Genomic DNA, 14,441 nt, shown 5'->3' on the forward strand with positions numbered 1-14,441 from the left:
CACCGCGGCCCTCGTGCGGCTCGCGAAGCCGCTGGCCCCGGACCACCCCATGGTCGTCGCCGCGGACTCCGGCTGGTACTACCGGCGGGCCGGGAACGGCGCGCTCGTCTCCCCGTCCGAGGCCGTGCCGAGCGAGCCCTGCGACGCGCAGCCGGTGCTCGAGGACGTCGAGGACCTCCTGGGGCGGCTCAACACCGTGACCTCCCTCGGCGCCACGGGGATCGAGCGGGCCTGGACCGGTCTGCGCACCGAGGCCCCGGACGGCGTGCCCGTGTGCGGCGCCGACGCTGACGTCCCGGGGCTCCTGTGGCTGGCCGGCCAGGGTGGCTACGGGTTCCAGACCAGCGCCGCCATGGCCCGGGCGGCCGCGGACGTCCTCCTGGACGGGACGGTGGGCCCGTGGTGCTCCCGGGAGACGGCCGCCGCCCTGGACCCGGGCCGCTTCCGGCGCTGAGCCCCCGGGGGCCGGCGCGGCGGGCGCCGTCGACCGCCGTGCCGTCGGGCGCCGTGCCGCTCGGCCGCGGGGGTCGGCGGGGCAGACCGCGCGCGGGACCCGCCGGCCCGGGTCAGGCGCCGGCGAGGCCCATCCGGTCCAGCACCCAGGCGTACTCCCAGGCCGTGTCCTTCCACTGCGAGTACCGCCCCGAGGCGCCGCCGTGGCCCCCGGCCATCTCGCAGCGCAGCAGCACCGGCTCGCCGGAGGTCGAGGCCTCCCGCAGCGCGGCGACCCACTTGGCGGGCTCCACGTAGAGCACCCGGGTGTCGTTGAGGCTCGTGACCGCGAGGACCGGGGGGTAGGGCAGCGGCCGGACGTTCTCGTAGGGGGAGTAGTCGCGCATGTACCCGTAGACGTGCGCGTCCTCGATGGGGTTGCCCCACTCCTCCCACTCCAGGGCCGTGAGCGGCAGGGACGGGTCGAGGATGGAGGTCAGCGGGTCCACGAACGGCACCGCCGCCAGCGCGCCGCAGTACCGCTCCGGGGCGAGGTTGAGCACCGCGCCCACCAGCAGGCCGCCGGCGGAGCCCCCCATCACCAGGATCCGCCGCTCGTCGACGTCCGGACGGGCGGCGAGGTGCTCGGTGACCGCCACGTAGTCGGTGAACGTGTTCGTCTTGTGCAGCTTCTTGCCGTGCTCGTACCAGGTCCGCCCCAGCTCCCCGCCGCCGCGCACGTGGGCCACGGCCCAGACCACGCCGCGGTCCAGCAGGGACAGCCGGGAGACCGAGAACGCGGGGTCGGTGCTGTGCTCGTAGGAGCCGTAGGCGTACTGCAGCACCGGTGCCGGCACGGAGGGGTCGAGGTCGGCGCGGCGGACCAGGGAGACGGGGATGCGGGTCCCGTCCGCCGCGGTGGCCCAGTCCCGCTCCACCGCGTAGTCGGCGGGGTCGTAGCCGCCGAGCACCGTGGCCTCGCGCCGCAGCAGCGGCTCGGCGGGCAGTGCGCCGTCGCCCCCGGTGGCGCCCGCCACGAAGAGGTCGTAGACGCGCGGGGGCGTCGTGAAGGACGTGTAGGACAGGCGCACCACGGGGGCGTCGTGCTCCGCGGCGGAGACGCTCGCGGTGTAGAGCTCCTCGGCGAAGGCCGGTTCCACGGGGGCGGCCTGGGCGTCAGTGCCCAGCCCGGCGAGCGGGAGCAGCCGGACCCGCAGCGTGGTGTCCGCCCGGACGGAGACCACCAGGTGCGTGGCCGTCACGGCGCAGCCGTTGACGCGGACGGTGTCCGAGGCCGGCACGACGTCGCGCAGGGCCACCTCCGCGACCGGGCGGCCGAGGTCGGCCGGGTCCATGAGGGAGATCCGGGAGTTCGGGGCCTCGTGGTCGTGGGTCAGCAGGATCTGCTCCCGCCCGTCCAGCAGCAGGGGCTCCGCCTCGTAGAGCACCCGGTCGGTGCGGGGCAGCACCACCCGCAGCGGCGCCGCCGGGTCCGCGACCGGCTGGATGAGCTGCTCCGAGAACTCGGAGCACATGGCCTCCACCACGATCCAGCGCCGGTCCGCGGACAGGCCCGCCCCGAGCCACAGGCCGGGGTCGGTCTCCTCGTGGACGACGACGTCCTCGGCCACCGGGGTGCCCAGCTCGTGCCGGCGCAGCTGGTGGGGGCGCCAGGACTCGTCCACCACCGTGTAGTACACGGCGCGCGCGTCCGGGGTGAGGAAGGACCCGTAGAACGTCCCGGGGATCTCGTCGGCGAGCAGCGCCCCCGTGGTGAGGTCCCGGACCCGCAGGGTGAAGCGCTCGTCGCCGGTGACGTCCTCGGCCCAGGCCAGCAGCTCCCCGTCCTCGGAGACGTCGAAGCTGCCCAGGGAGTAGAACTCGTGCTTCGCGGCCTCCGCGTTGGCGTCGAGGAGCACCTGCTCCCCGGCCATGGGGGTGCCGGGCTCGACGACGGGCGGGGTCCAGTCCGCGAGCACGTCACCGGTGGTCACGGCCGGGACCCGGCAGAACACCTGGTGCGCGCCGCCCTCCACGGTGCGGGCGAAGTACCACCAGGCGCCGCGCCGGCTGGGCACGGACAGGTCGGTCTCCTGGGTGCGGTCCTTGATCTCCCCGAAGATCGTCTCCCGCAGGCCCGTGAGGTGGGCGGTGGCGGACTCCGCGTACTCGTTCTCCGCGGTGAGGTGGGCCAGCACCTCGGGGGAGTCCTTGTCCCGCATCCACTCGTACGGGTCGGAGAACACGTGGCCGTGGAAGGCGCGCTCGACGGGCTGCTGGCGGATCTGCGGGGGAAGGACAGTCATGGTCCCCATCCTAGGGAAGACGTCATGGGTGGGGAGGGGGCGGTCCGGTCGGGCCCGGGGGCGCCCGGCGCGGGCTGCGCAGGGCGGCCGGCGGGCCGGTGCCAGAATGGCCGCATGAGCACCCCCGCCCACCTCGCCCCGCGACCGCCCGCCTTCGGCTCCACCCGCGCCGACCTGTGGCTGCAAGTGCTCCTCGTGCTCGGGGTGTCCCTGGGCGCCTCGGCCCTCTGGGCCGCGCTGTCCCTCGCCGAGCACCTGGCGCGCGGACCGCTGTCCGAGGCGCAGGCCACGATGAACCCGCCGCTGAGCCCGCAGCCCCTCATCGACCTGCTGCGCCAGCTCACCGGGATCGCCCTGGACCTGGTGCCGGTGCTGCTCGCGCTCTACCTGCTCGCCGGCTCCGCCGGAGCGCTGGGCACCGTCCGCCGGCGGATCGGCCTCGACGCCCGGATGCCCCTCCCGGACCTGGGCCTCGGCACCGTGCTCTTCCTGCTCATGGGCCTGGGCACGCTGGCGCTCTACGGCGCCGGCCGGGCCCTGGGCGTCACCGCGGAGGTGACCACGTCCGGGCTCGCCGCGCACTGGTGGACGGTGCCCGTGCTGCTGCTCTCGGCCGTGCGCCACGCCCTGGTCGAGGAGGTCGTGGTGGTCGCGTTCCTGACCGACCGGCTGACCCGCATCGGGTGGAGCTGGCCCGTGGTGCTGGTGGTCACGGCCCTGTTCCGCGGCAGCTACCACCTCTACCAGGGGATCGGGCCCTTCCTCGGCAACGTGGTGATGGGCCTCGTCTTCGCGGAGCTCTACCGGCGCACCGGCCGGGTGATGCCCCTCGTCGTCGCGCACTTCCTGCTGGACGCCGTCGGCTTCCTCGGGGCAGCCCGGCTGCTGGGCTGAGCCCGCCCCGCGGTGCCCGGCCTCAGATGGTGACGGCGCCGTCCGGGGTGCTGAACGAGACGGAGAGCACCCCGGGGGTGCCGTCCGGATAGCGCCAGTCGACCTCGAGGTCCTCGAGCGCGGTCTCGACGGGAGCGCCCAGCCACTCGGCGACCCGTTCCGGGGCACCGGCGATGGTCATTCCCGCGAGCCCGACGTCCGTGATCCGCGCCTGGGACGGGTGCATCTCCGGGGCGGAGTCGAAGTGGATCATGAACGGCAGCTGCGGATCGGCGATCAGGCCCTTGACGCCGATCTGGTGCCACTCCAGGCACCGGCCGTCCGGGAACACCCGGTGGCCGGGCACGGAGCGGCGCCCCAGGCGCTGCTCGAAGGGGGCGAGGTCCTCGACCTCCACGACCCAGCCCAGCCAGCCGCCGCCGGCGGCGGACCGGGCCCGCACGGCCTGCCCGAAGGGGGCCTTCTCCGCCGCCGGGTGCTGGAGGACCTCGACGACCTCCACGTACTGGTGGTTCGTGAGCGGCAGGATCATGTTGCGGGTGCCGAAACGGGGGTGCACCCCGCCCTTGACCGGTTCGATCCCAAGCTGGTCGGCGATGCGCTCGGTGGTGGCCTCCAGGCCCTCCGGGCGGCAGGCGTAGGACACGTGATCGACTCTCATGGGCACATCGTGGCACCCTGTGAGTTTCGTCTCCAAATCGGTCCGCGACGCGCCGGGCACCGTGCGGGCGGCACCCCTGCCGCAGCGTCACGCCCGGCCCCGGCTTGACGCCGTGCGGGCCTGATCCGGAGAATGCTGTCCAGGTCATGAGCGCCAGCGTCCAAGCCCCAGCTAGCTGGCCGGCAACCCTCCACCGCGGTGGGGTGCCCTGGGTGAAGACCAGGCTCCTCGCGACCAGCGAGCGAGCAAGCGCGGGTCCCCGGCGCCCGGCCGTTCCCGGCCGCACCGCCTCGGCCGGGACGGGACCCCTGAGATCCACAAGGAGTCCCACGGCATGTCCGATCTCCCCGCTTCCCGCACCGACGCCTCCGCCGCCCGCACCGACGCGGCCGAGCGCCCCACCCCCGAGAACCCCGGGGGCTGGGCCTTCGAGACCCGGCAGATCCACGCGGGGCAGAGCCCCGACCCGGTCACCGGCTCGCGCGCCCTGCCGATCCACCAGACCACGTCCTTCGTCTTCCCCGACGCCCAGGCCGCCGCCGACCGCTTCGCGCTCGCCGAGCTCGGCCCGATCTACACGCGGATCGGCAACCCGACCACGGAGGTCGTGGAGAACCGGATCGCCGCCCTGGAGGGCGGCGTGGGCGCCCTCATGCTCAGCGCGGGGCAGTCGGCGACGACGTTCGCCGTGCTCAACGTCGCCGGCGCGGGGGACCACCTCGTGGCCAGCCCCAGCCTGTACGGCGGGACCTACAACCTCTTCAAGTTCACGCTGCCCAAGCTCGGCATCGAGACCACCTTCGTCTCCGACCCCGACGACCCCGAGGCGTGGCGGCGGGCGGTCCGGCCGAACACGAAGGCCTTCTTCGCCGAGACGATCCCGAACCCGCGCAACGACGTCCTCGACATCGAGACGGTCTCCGGGATCGCCCACGACCACGAGGTCCCGCTCATCGTGGACAACACCGTGGCGACCCCCTACCTCGTCCAGCCCCTGCGCTGGGGCGCGGACGTCGTGGTGCACTCGGCCACCAAGTTCCTCGGCGGGCACGGCACGGCCATCGGCGGCGTGATCGTGGACTCCGGGGCCTTCGACTACGGCCGCTACCCGGACCGCTTCCCCGGTTTCAACCAGCCGGACGAGTCCTACGGCGGTCTCGTCTACGCCGAGGCCCTGGGCGCGGAGGGGCCCTTCGGCGTCAACCTGTCCTACATCCTCAAGGCCAGGGTGCAGCTGCTGCGCGACCTCGGCTCGGCGATCTCCCCGTTCAACGCGTTCCTCATCGAGCAGGGCATCGAGACGCTGTCCCTGCGGATGGAGCGGCACGTGGCCAACGCCGGGACGGTGGCCCGCTGGCTCGAGGCCCGCGAGGACGTGCGCTCGGTGACCTGGGCCGGGCTGGAGTCCTCCCCGTGGCACGGGCGGGCGCAGAAGTACGCGCCCCGGGGCGCCGGGTCGATCCTGGGCTTTGTCCTCGACGGCGGACGGGAGGCCGGGGCCGCCTTCGTGGACGCCCTGACCCTGCACTCGAACGTCGCCAACATCGGCGACGTCCGCTCCCTGGTGATCCACCCCGCGTCCACCACGCACAGCCAGCTCCTGCCCGAGGAGCAGCTGGCCGCCGGCGTGGAGCCCGGCTTCGTGCGCTTGTCCGTGGGTCTGGAGCACATCGACGACATCCTGGCGGACCTGGAGCAGGGCTTCGCAGCGGCCGCGGCCGCGCAGGGAGGACAGGAGTGACCGTGACGGTCGTGAGGGGCTCCGGCGCCGGGACCGCCGTCCGCGAGGACGGCGTGCCGCGGGTCGCCGGGATCGGCGAGCTGGAGCTCGAGTCGGGCTTCCGGCTGCCCGACGTCCGGATCGCCTACGAGACGTGGGGGACGCTCGCCCCGGACGCCTCCAACGCGGTGCTCGTCGAGCACGCCCTCACCGGGGACACCCACGTGGCGGCCGGCCGGGCCCGCCCCGGCGCCCCCGAGGCCGAGCGGCGCGCCGCCGAGAGCGGCGGCTGGTGGGAGGGCCTGATCGGCCCCGGCGCCGCCATCGACACGGACCGGTGGTTCGTGGTCTGCACCAACATCGTGGGCGGCTGCTACGGGTCCACGGGCCCGGCGACCCCCGCGCCGCCGAGCGTGGACCCCGAGGGCCGCCCCTGGGGCTCCCGCTTCCCGCTCATCACCGTCCGGGACTCCGTGCACGCCGAGGCGGCGCTGGCCGACGCCCTCGGCATCGACGCCTGGCGCCTGGTCATCGGCGGCTCCATGGGCGGGGCCCGCGCCCTGGAGTGGGCCGTGACCCACCCGGACCGCGTCCGGGCGTGCGCGGTGGTCGCCGCGTGCGCCCAGTCCAGCGCCGAGCAGCTCGCCTGGGGCCAGGCGCAGAACCTCGCGATCCGCCAGGACCCGCACTTCCGCGGCGGGGACTACTACGACGGCCCGCCGCCCGTCACGGGCCTGGGCCTGGCCCGGCGGATCGCCCACATCACCTACCGCTCGGCCGACGAGCTGCACCACCGGTTCGGGCGCTCGCCGCAGGCCGACGAACAGGTCATCGACACGCACGCCGGCGGGCGGGGGCGCTACCAGGTGGAGAGCTACCTCGACCACCAGGCGTCCAAGCTGGCGGGCCGCTTCGACGCCAACAGCTACCTCGCCGTCAACGAGACGCTGATGTCCCACGACGTCGCCCGGGGCCGCGGCACGCTCGAGGAGGCGCTGTCCGTGACCTCGTGCGAGTGGCTCGTGGCGGCGGTGGACTCCGACCGGCTCTACCTGCCCCGCGAGTCCGACGTCCTGGCCGCCGCGCTGCCGGGGGACGTCCGGCGGCACACCCTGACCTCGCCCTCGGGCCACGACGGCTTCCTCATCGAGGCGCCCCAGCTCGGCAAGCTGCTCGTGGAGACCGTGCTGCCCGAGCGCTGAGCCGGGACGGGATCCTCAGCCGTTCCCGCTCGATCAGCCGTCCGCGGCCCCCCGGCCGTCGCCGGGCCCCTCCCCGGGGGACTCGCCGGGCGCGATGCCGCCCCCGGGCACGGTGGGGGTGCCGAAGTGCGGCCGCTTCGGCCGGACCTGCGCCCCGGAGCTGGTGCGCCGGATCCGGCGGGCCACCCACGGGCGCAGATAGCGGTGGGCCCAGACGAGGTCCTCGCCGCGGGCCTGCCGCCAGGACGAGGGCGGGCGGTCGGGCACCACCTCGGGCACGAGGCCGTGCGCGAGGCCCAGGGTGTCGAGGGCCTCGACCGCGATCCGGTGGTGGCCCAGGGGCGAGAAGTGCAGCCGGTCGGGGTCCCACATCGCCGGGTCCGCCAGCTCCCGCAGTCCCCACAGGTCCACCAGCACGGCGTCGTGCCGGGACGCGACCACGCGCACGTTCTCGTTGTAGACCGCGATCCGGCCCCGGATCCCGCGCAGCACGGGCGTGGCGCCGATGTCCGGGCCGCCGACCAGCACGACGGTCGCCCCGTCCGCCGCGAGCCGGCCCACGACGTCGTCCATCTCCTCGGCGATCGCGTCCGGGTCCCCGCCGGGGCGCAGCATGTCGTTGCCGCCCGCGCAGACCGTCACGAGGTCCGGGGTCAGCTCCAGGGCCGGCCCCACCTGCTCGTCGACGATCTGGCGGAAGAGCCGGCCGCGGATCGCGAGATTGGCGTAGGACAGGCCGGGGGCGAGACGGTCCAGCTCCTCGGCGACCCGGTCCGCCCAGCCGCGGTGCCCGCCGGGGGAGCCGGGGTCCGGGTCTCCGATGCCCTCCGTGAACGAGTCGCCGATCGCCACCATGCGGCGCCACGGGTGGACGGGAGGTGCGGTGTCCGGGGGGCCCGGTGTCGTCTCGGTCATGCCTCCCGGTCTACCACCGGGCCCGGCGGGCGTCCACGCGCCCGCGCCGCGGGCCCCCGGGACCGGGTGGCACACTGGTGCCATGACCGACGCCACCGTCCCGACCGGGACCGCCACCCCCTTCGCCGTGTGGAGCAGGGACGCCGACGCCCGCCCCGGCACCCCGCTGCTCGTGCTCCTGCACGGCTACGGCTCGCACGAGCAGGACCTCATGGGTCTCGTCCCGGCCCTGCCGGGCGAGTTCAGCGTGGCGTCCGTGCGCGCCCCCCAGCCCGCCGGGTCCGGCTACCAGTGGTTCCCGCTGGCCGCGGACCTCAGCTTCTCCCTCGACCGGGTGGCCGAGGCCGTGGAGCCCGTCGCGGCGTGGCTGCGGGAGCTGGCCGCGGACCACCCCAGCACCACGCTGCTGGGGTTCTCGCAGGGCATGGCCATGGCCACGTCCCTCGCCCGGCACATGCCGGGAGAGATCGCCGCCGTGGTGGGGCTCTCCGGCTTCGTGGTCCCCGGCGAGCACCCCCTGTTCGCCGACGAGGAGCTGCGGGAGCGGCCGCTGCGGATGTTCTGGGGCCGTGATCCGCAGGACCCGGTCATCCCGCAGGAGCTCGTCGACTCCACTGCCGAGTGGGCGCTGGAGCACGCCGACGTCATGAAGGTGCACTACACCGGGGTCGGCCACGGGATCAGCCCGCAGGAGGTGGGGCACGTGCGCGAGTACCTCACCCACGTGGTGCTGGGGGACCCGGACCGCGCGGTCAGCCGCCCGCGGTGATCCGCACCGAGGCGCCCCCGGCGGAGACGACGTCCCCCGGGTGCAGCTGCCGGCCGCGCCGCGTCTCGACCTCGCCGTTGACCGAGACCTGACCGTCCTCCACCAGGCCCCGGGCGTGCGCCCCGTCCTCGGCGAGGTTCGCCAGCTTGAGGGCCTGGCCCAGCCGGATCATGTCGTCGCGGATGGGCAGTTCGTCGGGGCCGCCAGGCTGCTGGGGAGTCGTCATGCCCCCATTGTCCCAGGTCCCGTCCGGTCGTCGGGCACGGCGGGAATTGGCTACCCTGGGACGAGGACGTCGCCCGCGGCGTCCTCGTTCGTGACGGCCGACGACGGCCGGTCCCCGCCCGGCGCACCGCCGGGCCACACCACCCACCACGCGCGTCCGCAGCCGGCGGTCGGGCGAGACCCTGGAGGAATCCCACATGGCCCCCAAGTCCACGCTGGACAACGTCATCTCGCTGGCCAAGCGCCGCGGTTTCGTGTTCCAGGCGGGTGAGATCTACGGCGGTTCCCGCTCGGCCTGGGACTACGGGCCCCTCGGCGCGGAGCTCAAGGAGAACATCAAGCACGAGTGGTGGCAGACCTTCGTGCGCGGGCGCGAGGACATGGTGGGCCTCGACTCCTCGATCATCCTCCCGAAGGCCGTGTGGGAGGCCTCGGGCCACGTGGCGACCTTCACGGACCCGCTCGTGGAGTGCACCTCCTGCCACAAGCGCGCCCGCCAGGACCACCTGGTCGAGGCCTTCGAGGAGAAGAAGGGCCGCGCCCCCGAGAACGGCATGGCCGAGATCCCCTGCCCCAACTGCGGGACCAAGGGCCAGTGGACCGACCCGCAGCAGTTCTCCGGGCTGCTCAAGACGTTCCTCGGCCCGGTCGACAACCAGGAGGGCCTGCACTACCTGCGGCCCGAGACCGCCCAGGGCATCTTCGTGAACTTCAACAACGTGGTCACCGCCGCCCGGAAGAAGCCGCCGTTCGGCATCGGGCAGATCGGCAAGGCGTTCCGCAACGAGATCACCCCCGGCAACTTCATCTTCCGCACGCGCGAGTTCGAGCAGATGGAGATCGAGTACTTCACCCACCCGTCCGAGGCCGGGCACTTCTTCGACGAGTGGGTCGAGGCGTGCTGGAACTGGTTCACGGACCTGGGCATCGACCCGGACCACATGCGCCGCTACGACGTCCCCGAGGACGACCGGGCGCACTACTCCGCCGGCACCATCGACATCGAGTACCGGTTCGGCTTCCAGGGCAACCCGTGGGGCGAGCTCATGGGCGTGGCCAACCGGACCGACTACGACCTCGGCGTGCACAACGAGCACTCCAACACGGACCTCAGCTACTTCGACCAGCAGACCAACGAGCGCTACGTCCCCTACGTGATCGAGCCGTCCTTCGGCCTGACCCGGTCGATGATGGCCTTCCTCGTGGACGCGTACACCGAGGACGAGGCGCCCAACTCGAAGGGCGGGGTGGACAAGCGCACGGTCCTCAAGCTGGACCCGCGCCTGGCCCCGGTCAAGGCCGCGGTGCTGCCGCTGTCCCGCAACGAGGACCTCTCGCCGAAGGCCAAGGACCTGGCCGCCGAGCTGCGCCGGAACTGGAACATCGACTTCGACGACTCGGGGGCGATCGGGCGCCGCTACCGCCGCCAGGACGAGATCGGCACCCCGTTCTGCATCACGGTGGACTTCGACACCCTCGAGGACCAGGCCGTGACCATCCGCGAGCGGGACGCGATGACCCAGGAGCGCGTGGCCCTCGACCAGGTGAAGTCCTACCTCGCCGGGAAGCTCGTCCGCTGATGAGCGGCGCGCTGACCGGCCCCGGGCTGCGGCCCTGGCGGGACGGGGACGACCTGCGGCTGCTCGAGGTGTGGCCCGACCCGGAGACGCCCCAGGCCGCCGCCTTCCGGGCGACCCTGCGCCCCGACGACGACGCCCCGTGGTCCCGCACGGTCGTGGCGGAGGACTCCGGCGTGCCGGTCGCCGCCGGCACGGTCTACGAGTCGGCGCTGCACCCCTCGAGGCTGTGGGCCTACGTGGAGGTCGCCCCCGACCGCCGCGGCGAAGGGCTGGGGCGCGCCCTGCTGGAGCGGCTGCGCACCGAGGCGGCGGGCTCGCCCTCGGGCGTGCAGGCCCTGCGCACGAAGGCGGCGCCCGGCTCGGCCGGCGAGCGCTTCGCCCGGGCCGCCGGCCTGGACCCCGTCCAGGACTCACGCGTGGTCCGGGTGGCGGCCGGGGCCCTGCCCCTCCAGCCGCTGCGGGAGCACCCCGACAGGACACCGGCGCAGGCCGTCGAGGACCTGGCCACCGGCTCGGTCGAGCTGACCCGGGCGCTGTGGGCGTTCTACCGGGCCGTGCACGCCTGGGACGAGCCGGCGGACCTGTCCGTGGGACGGGTCAACCAGCTGTTCCTCTCCGACGCCGCGCACGCCTTCGGGGCGCTCGTGCTGCGCAACGGCGTGGGCCCGGGGGAGCGGGGCAGGATCTCCGCGTTCGCCGTGAGCTACCGGCCCGTCGAGCTCGACGCCGCCCCCGGCGCCCCCGTCCCGGAGAACGCGCCGGACGAGCCCGCCCACGTCGTGCTCGGCTGGACGCCGGGGGACGCCGCGGCAGGTCCCGCGCTCGAGCAGCTGCTCGCGCTGCTGGCCCACCACCACCCCGTGCAGTTCCAGGTGGACGGGTCGATGGAGCCGCTGACCGCCGTCGTCGACAACCTCCTGGCGGCCGGCGCCGCCACGGTCGTGGAGACCTCCGTCGTCCTCGCGGAGCCCGGGGACTGAGCGCACGGGCCGAGCGCCGGCGCGGGGACGGGCTCAGCCGGCCGTGCTCGCGTCGACGCGCCGGACCTCGGCCCGGTCGCCGGCCTCGGTGCTGACCTCGGCGCCGGTGTAGTCCTGCTCCCCGTAGAGCCAGTCGGTGTAGTCCCAGATGCCGTGCCGGTCCGCGGACTTCCACAGCATGTTGCGCACGGTCCGCTCGACCGGGCCGGTGAGGTGCCAGGACTCGCCCCACACCCGCGCCGTCGTCTGGATCCGCGCGGTGCGCGGCTGGCGGACGGCGTTGTACTCCCGGAACACGGCGTTCCACCGGGAGGCGTCGTGGTGCTCCGGGTCCGCGAACACGGACCTCGCGGCGATGGCCTCGAGGGCGGCGGCGTCCTCGAGTGCCTGGCAGGCGCCCTGGGCGAGGTACTGCAGCATCGGGTGCGCGGCGTCGCCGGCCAGGGCGATGTTGCCGTCCACCCAGTTCTCGATCGGGACACGGTCGAACATGGGCCAGCGCTGCACGTGGCTGAGGTTGTCGAGCGCTGCCCGGACCTCCGGCACGCAGTCCCGGTAGGCCTCGCGCAGCTCGGCGTCGCCCTCGTAGACGAGCTGACCGGCGGCGAAGGACGGCGAGCGGTAGACGGCCACGGTGTTGAACAGCTCCCCCTGGCGCAGCGGGTACTGCACGAGGTGGCACTCGGGGCCCATCCACACGACCACGGCCTCCATGTCCCCGGCGTGGGTGATCTGCGAGATCGGCAGCGCGCCGCGGTAGGCCACGTATTCGGAGCCGACGGGCTGGTCGTCGGAGAGCTGCGCGCGGACCACGGACCTGATCCCGTCCGCGGCGACGATCGCGTCGGCCTCGAAGACCCGGCCGTCGTCGGCGGTCGCCCGGGCCACGGCGCGCCCGTCGACCTCCACGTTCTCGGTCTTCGCGACCCGGACGTTGTTGTGCAGGGTCACGCCGAGCTCGGCGCACTCCTCCATGAGCAGGCGGTGCAGGTCCGAGCGGTGGGCCACGATGTAGGGGGCGCCGTAGCGCTCGTAGTACTCGCCGGTGACGTCCTCCCGGAGCAGCTCCTCGCCCGTGAGGGCGTCGCGGAAGACGATGTACCGGGGGGCCACGCCGGTCTCGACGGCCCGGTCGAGCACCCCCCACTCGCGCAGCAGGCGGGTGGCGTTGGGGGACATCTGCAGGCCGGCGCCGACCTCCCCGAACTCGGGGGCCTGCTCCACGAGCTCGATCTCCGCGCCGAGCCGGCGCAGGGCGAGGGCGTTGCCGAAGCCGCCGATGCCGCCTCCGATGACGAGGACCTTGGTGTGCTGTGCCATGGTGGTGATTCCTTTCGAGCTGTGCGGGACGTTGTCAGGCAACCGGCTGGGTCCGTACGACCCGGGGCGCCTGGCGGGCCTTGGTGATGACGGGCAGGAGGGCGAACTGCAGGACCGTGGCGACGGCCGCCGCACCCGCGAAGAGCAGGAACACGGGGTGGACGCCGTCGGCGGGGTCGGCGTAGGCGCCGAGCACGAGCCCCGCCGTCTGCGGGGCGAGGACGGCGCCGATGCGCCCCACGCCCAGGGCCCAGCCGATCGCGGTGCCGCGGAGGCTGTCCGGGTAGTACAGGGTGATGGCGCCGATGATCAGGGACTGCGTGCCGTGCGTGCCGACACCGGCGAGCACGAGCATCAGGTAGATCAGCCAGACCGGCTCGTCGCCGACGACCATGATCACGAGCAGCCCGGCCGCGGCGGCGCCCGAGGCGACGGCGCCGGTGAGCACCGGACCGAACCGGTCCCCGGCCCAGGCCGTGAGCACGGAGCCCAGCACCGCGCCGAGATTGAGGACGAGCGCGAACGTCAGGGCCCCGCCGATCTGCGCGCCCTGCAGCCGCATGAGGTTCGGCAGCTCGGTGCCCAGCCCGTACCAGGCGAAGAGGGTCGCGAGGGTGGCGGCGGCGAACAGGATGCTCATGGTCAGGTGGGGCGGGCGGAGCAGGGACCCGAAGCCGGGCCCGTGCACCTGCGCGGCGGCCGCGGCGGCCCGCTGCTCCGGGCCGGGGTCGGCGGGGATCACCTTCAGGGCCACGGGCACGAGCACGACGAGGGCCAGGACGGGGAAGACGAACATCCACCGCCAGCCCTCCCAGCCGAGCCAGTCCGCCGGGATCACGGGGATGCCGGTCAGGGCGGCGAGCGAGCCGCCGATCGGCACGCCGGACATCATGAGCGTGGCCATGGCCGAGCGCCACCGGGGCGGGATGAAGTCCGCGGCGAGGGCGTTGGCCGAGGGCACGAGACCGCCCAGGCCGAGTCCCGCCACGAGGCGCAGCAGCGCGAAGACCCACTCGTCGGGGGCCACGGCGCACGCCACGGTCGCCAGGGAGAACACCACCGTGCACCCGACGACCGTCTTCTTCCGGCCCAGCCCGTCGGAGAGCCGCCCGGCGAAGACCGCCCCGATCATCATGCCGAGGAACGCCGAGGAGCCCACCGTGCCGGCGGTCGCCTGGGACATCCCCCACTCCTCCATGAGGGAGGGCTTGACCGTGCCGAAGACGATGAGGTCGTAGCCGTCGAAGACGATGAGCAGCCAGCAGACCAGCACGGCGATCCATCGGGCGCGCCGGCCCACCGGGGCGGGCGGGGCGGCGGCGGCAAGAGCCGTTGCGGACATCGGGACTCCGTTTCACAGGTGAGGGGCGCCACCGGCGTGCGGCGCGTCACACCAGGATGTGCCCGTGACCGGCACGTCCCGAAACTTATTCTGCT

General features: G+C 74.1%; 13 protein-coding genes and 1 riboswitch. Of the genes, 7 read left to right on the forward strand and 6 right to left on the reverse strand.

The window, feature by feature from the left end; genetic code table 11:
- The coding region (locus tag CRM73_RS04255) for an FAD-dependent oxidoreductase (RefSeq protein WP_229586928.1) at window positions 1–454 on the forward strand (454 nt) is incomplete at its 5' end.
- Between the two features lie 112 nt (window positions 455–566).
- Here the strand turns inward: CRM73_RS04255 and CRM73_RS04260 are convergent.
- Window positions 567–2,738 (reverse strand): S9 family peptidase, encoded by a 2,172-nt coding sequence (locus tag CRM73_RS04260; protein ID WP_095651352.1) that lies wholly within the window; start codon window positions 2,736–2,738, stop codon window positions 567–569.
- Between the two features lie 114 nt (window positions 2,739–2,852).
- On the opposite strand from CRM73_RS04260, the gene CRM73_RS04265 reads away from it, so the two are divergent.
- Entirely contained in the window at window positions 2,853–3,632 is a 780-nt protein-coding gene (locus CRM73_RS04265; protein WP_095651353.1) for a CPBP family intramembrane glutamic endopeptidase, read from the forward strand.
- Between the two features lie 22 nt (window positions 3,633–3,654).
- On the opposite strand, the gene CRM73_RS04270 is transcribed toward CRM73_RS04265, so the two are convergent.
- Window positions 3,655–4,293 (reverse strand): VOC family protein, encoded by a 639-nt coding sequence (locus CRM73_RS04270; protein WP_031283179.1) that lies wholly within the window; start codon window positions 4,291–4,293, stop codon window positions 3,655–3,657.
- A gap of 142 nt (window positions 4,294–4,435) precedes the next feature.
- A riboswitch (SAM riboswitch) is annotated at window positions 4,436–4,551 on the forward strand.
- 76 nt (window positions 4,552–4,627) lie between these two features.
- Here CRM73_RS04270 and CRM73_RS04275 point away from each other — a divergent pair.
- Both CRM73_RS04275 and CRM73_RS04280 read left to right on the forward strand, forming a co-directional pair.
- Complete coding sequence (locus CRM73_RS04275) at window positions 4,628–6,034, forward strand: bifunctional o-acetylhomoserine/o-acetylserine sulfhydrylase (protein WP_095651354.1); 1,407 nt, start codon at window positions 4,628–4,630, stop codon at window positions 6,032–6,034.
- Window positions 6,031–7,215 carry a homoserine O-acetyltransferase gene (locus CRM73_RS04280; RefSeq protein WP_229586930.1) on the forward strand — a complete coding sequence of 395 codons (1,185 nt, stop codon included), beginning with the start codon at window positions 6,031–6,033 and terminating at the stop codon, window positions 7,213–7,215. Before CRM73_RS04275 ends, CRM73_RS04280 begins: the two co-directional genes overlap by 4 nt.
- A gap of 33 nt (window positions 7,216–7,248) precedes the next feature.
- Here the strand turns inward: CRM73_RS04280 and CRM73_RS04285 are convergent, their stop codons facing one another.
- A complete protein-coding gene (locus CRM73_RS04285; RefSeq protein WP_229586932.1) occupies window positions 7,249–8,130 on the reverse strand; it encodes an SGNH/GDSL hydrolase family protein in 882 nt (293 codons plus the stop codon).
- 82 nt (window positions 8,131–8,212) lie between these two features.
- Between CRM73_RS04285 and CRM73_RS04290 the strand changes: the two genes are divergently transcribed.
- On the forward strand, window positions 8,213–8,899 hold the full coding sequence (locus CRM73_RS04290; RefSeq protein WP_095651355.1) for an alpha/beta hydrolase: 687 nt from the start codon (window positions 8,213–8,215) through the stop codon (window positions 8,897–8,899).
- Here CRM73_RS04290 and CRM73_RS04295 read toward each other — a convergent pair.
- A complete protein-coding gene (locus CRM73_RS04295) occupies window positions 8,883–9,125 on the reverse strand; it encodes an RNA-binding S4 domain-containing protein (protein WP_035926391.1) in 243 nt (80 codons plus the stop codon). The two genes, CRM73_RS04290 and CRM73_RS04295, sit on opposite strands and share 17 nt — an antisense overlap.
- Before the next feature lie 196 nt (window positions 9,126–9,321).
- On the opposite strand from CRM73_RS04295, the gene CRM73_RS04300 reads away from it, so the two are divergent.
- Both CRM73_RS04300 and CRM73_RS04305 read left to right on the forward strand, forming a co-directional pair.
- Window positions 9,322–10,704, forward strand: a complete 1,383-nt coding sequence (locus CRM73_RS04300) for a glycine--tRNA ligase (RefSeq protein ID WP_017833819.1) — start codon at window positions 9,322–9,324, stop codon at window positions 10,702–10,704.
- The gene (locus CRM73_RS04305; RefSeq protein WP_229586933.1) at window positions 10,704–11,684 is read left to right on the forward strand and encodes a GNAT family N-acetyltransferase; all 981 of its coding nucleotides are present in this window, start codon (window positions 10,704–10,706) and stop codon (window positions 11,682–11,684) included. The genes CRM73_RS04300 and CRM73_RS04305 overlap by 1 nt, the downstream gene beginning before the upstream one ends.
- Before the next feature lie 33 nt (window positions 11,685–11,717).
- Here CRM73_RS04305 and CRM73_RS04310 read toward each other — a convergent pair whose 3' ends face one another.
- Both CRM73_RS04310 and CRM73_RS04315 read right to left on the reverse strand, forming a co-directional pair.
- Entirely contained in the window at window positions 11,718–13,004 is a 1,287-nt protein-coding gene (locus CRM73_RS04310; RefSeq protein WP_229586934.1) for an FAD-dependent monooxygenase, read from the reverse strand.
- 34 nt (window positions 13,005–13,038) lie between these two features.
- Window positions 13,039–14,346, reverse strand: a complete 1,308-nt coding sequence (locus CRM73_RS04315; protein WP_229586935.1) for an aromatic acid/H+ symport family MFS transporter — start codon at window positions 14,344–14,346, stop codon at window positions 13,039–13,041.
- Between the last annotated feature and the right edge of the window lie 95 nt (window positions 14,347–14,441).

Source organism: Kocuria sp. CCUG 69068, assembly GCF_020833785.1.
Taxonomy (GTDB): Bacteria; Actinomycetota; Actinomycetes; order Actinomycetales; family Micrococcaceae; genus Kocuria; species Kocuria rosea.

Bases quoted from the DNA above. Each gene is read 5' to 3' on its own strand.
- CRM73_RS04260 (WP_095651352.1), bottom strand. From the start codon at position 2,738: ATGACTGTCCTTCCCCCGCAGATCCGCCAGCAGCCCGTCGAGCGCGCC.
- CRM73_RS04265 (WP_095651353.1), top strand. From the start codon at position 2,853: ATGAGCACCCCCGCCCACCTCGCCCCGCGACCGCCCGCCTTCGGCTCC.
- CRM73_RS04270 (WP_031283179.1), bottom strand. From the start codon at position 4,293: ATGAGAGTCGATCACGTGTCCTACGCCTGCCGCCCGGAGGGCCTGGAG.
- CRM73_RS04275 (WP_095651354.1), top strand. From the start codon at position 4,628: ATGTCCGATCTCCCCGCTTCCCGCACCGACGCCTCCGCCGCCCGCACC.
- CRM73_RS04285 (WP_229586932.1), bottom strand. From the start codon at position 8,130: ATGACCGAGACGACACCGGGCCCCCCGGACACCGCACCTCCCGTCCAC.
- CRM73_RS04290 (WP_095651355.1), top strand. From the start codon at position 8,213: ATGACCGACGCCACCGTCCCGACCGGGACCGCCACCCCCTTCGCCGTG.
- CRM73_RS04295 (WP_035926391.1), bottom strand. From the start codon at position 9,125: ATGACGACTCCCCAGCAGCCTGGCGGCCCCGACGAACTGCCCATCCGC.
- CRM73_RS04300 (WP_017833819.1), top strand. From the start codon at position 9,322: ATGGCCCCCAAGTCCACGCTGGACAACGTCATCTCGCTGGCCAAGCGC.
- CRM73_RS04305 (WP_229586933.1), top strand. From the start codon at position 10,704: ATGAGCGGCGCGCTGACCGGCCCCGGGCTGCGGCCCTGGCGGGACGGG.
- CRM73_RS04310 (WP_229586934.1), bottom strand. From the start codon at position 13,004: ATGGCACAGCACACCAAGGTCCTCGTCATCGGAGGCGGCATCGGCGGC.
- CRM73_RS04315 (WP_229586935.1), bottom strand. From the start codon at position 14,346: ATGTCCGCAACGGCTCTTGCCGCCGCCGCCCCGCCCGCCCCGGTGGGC.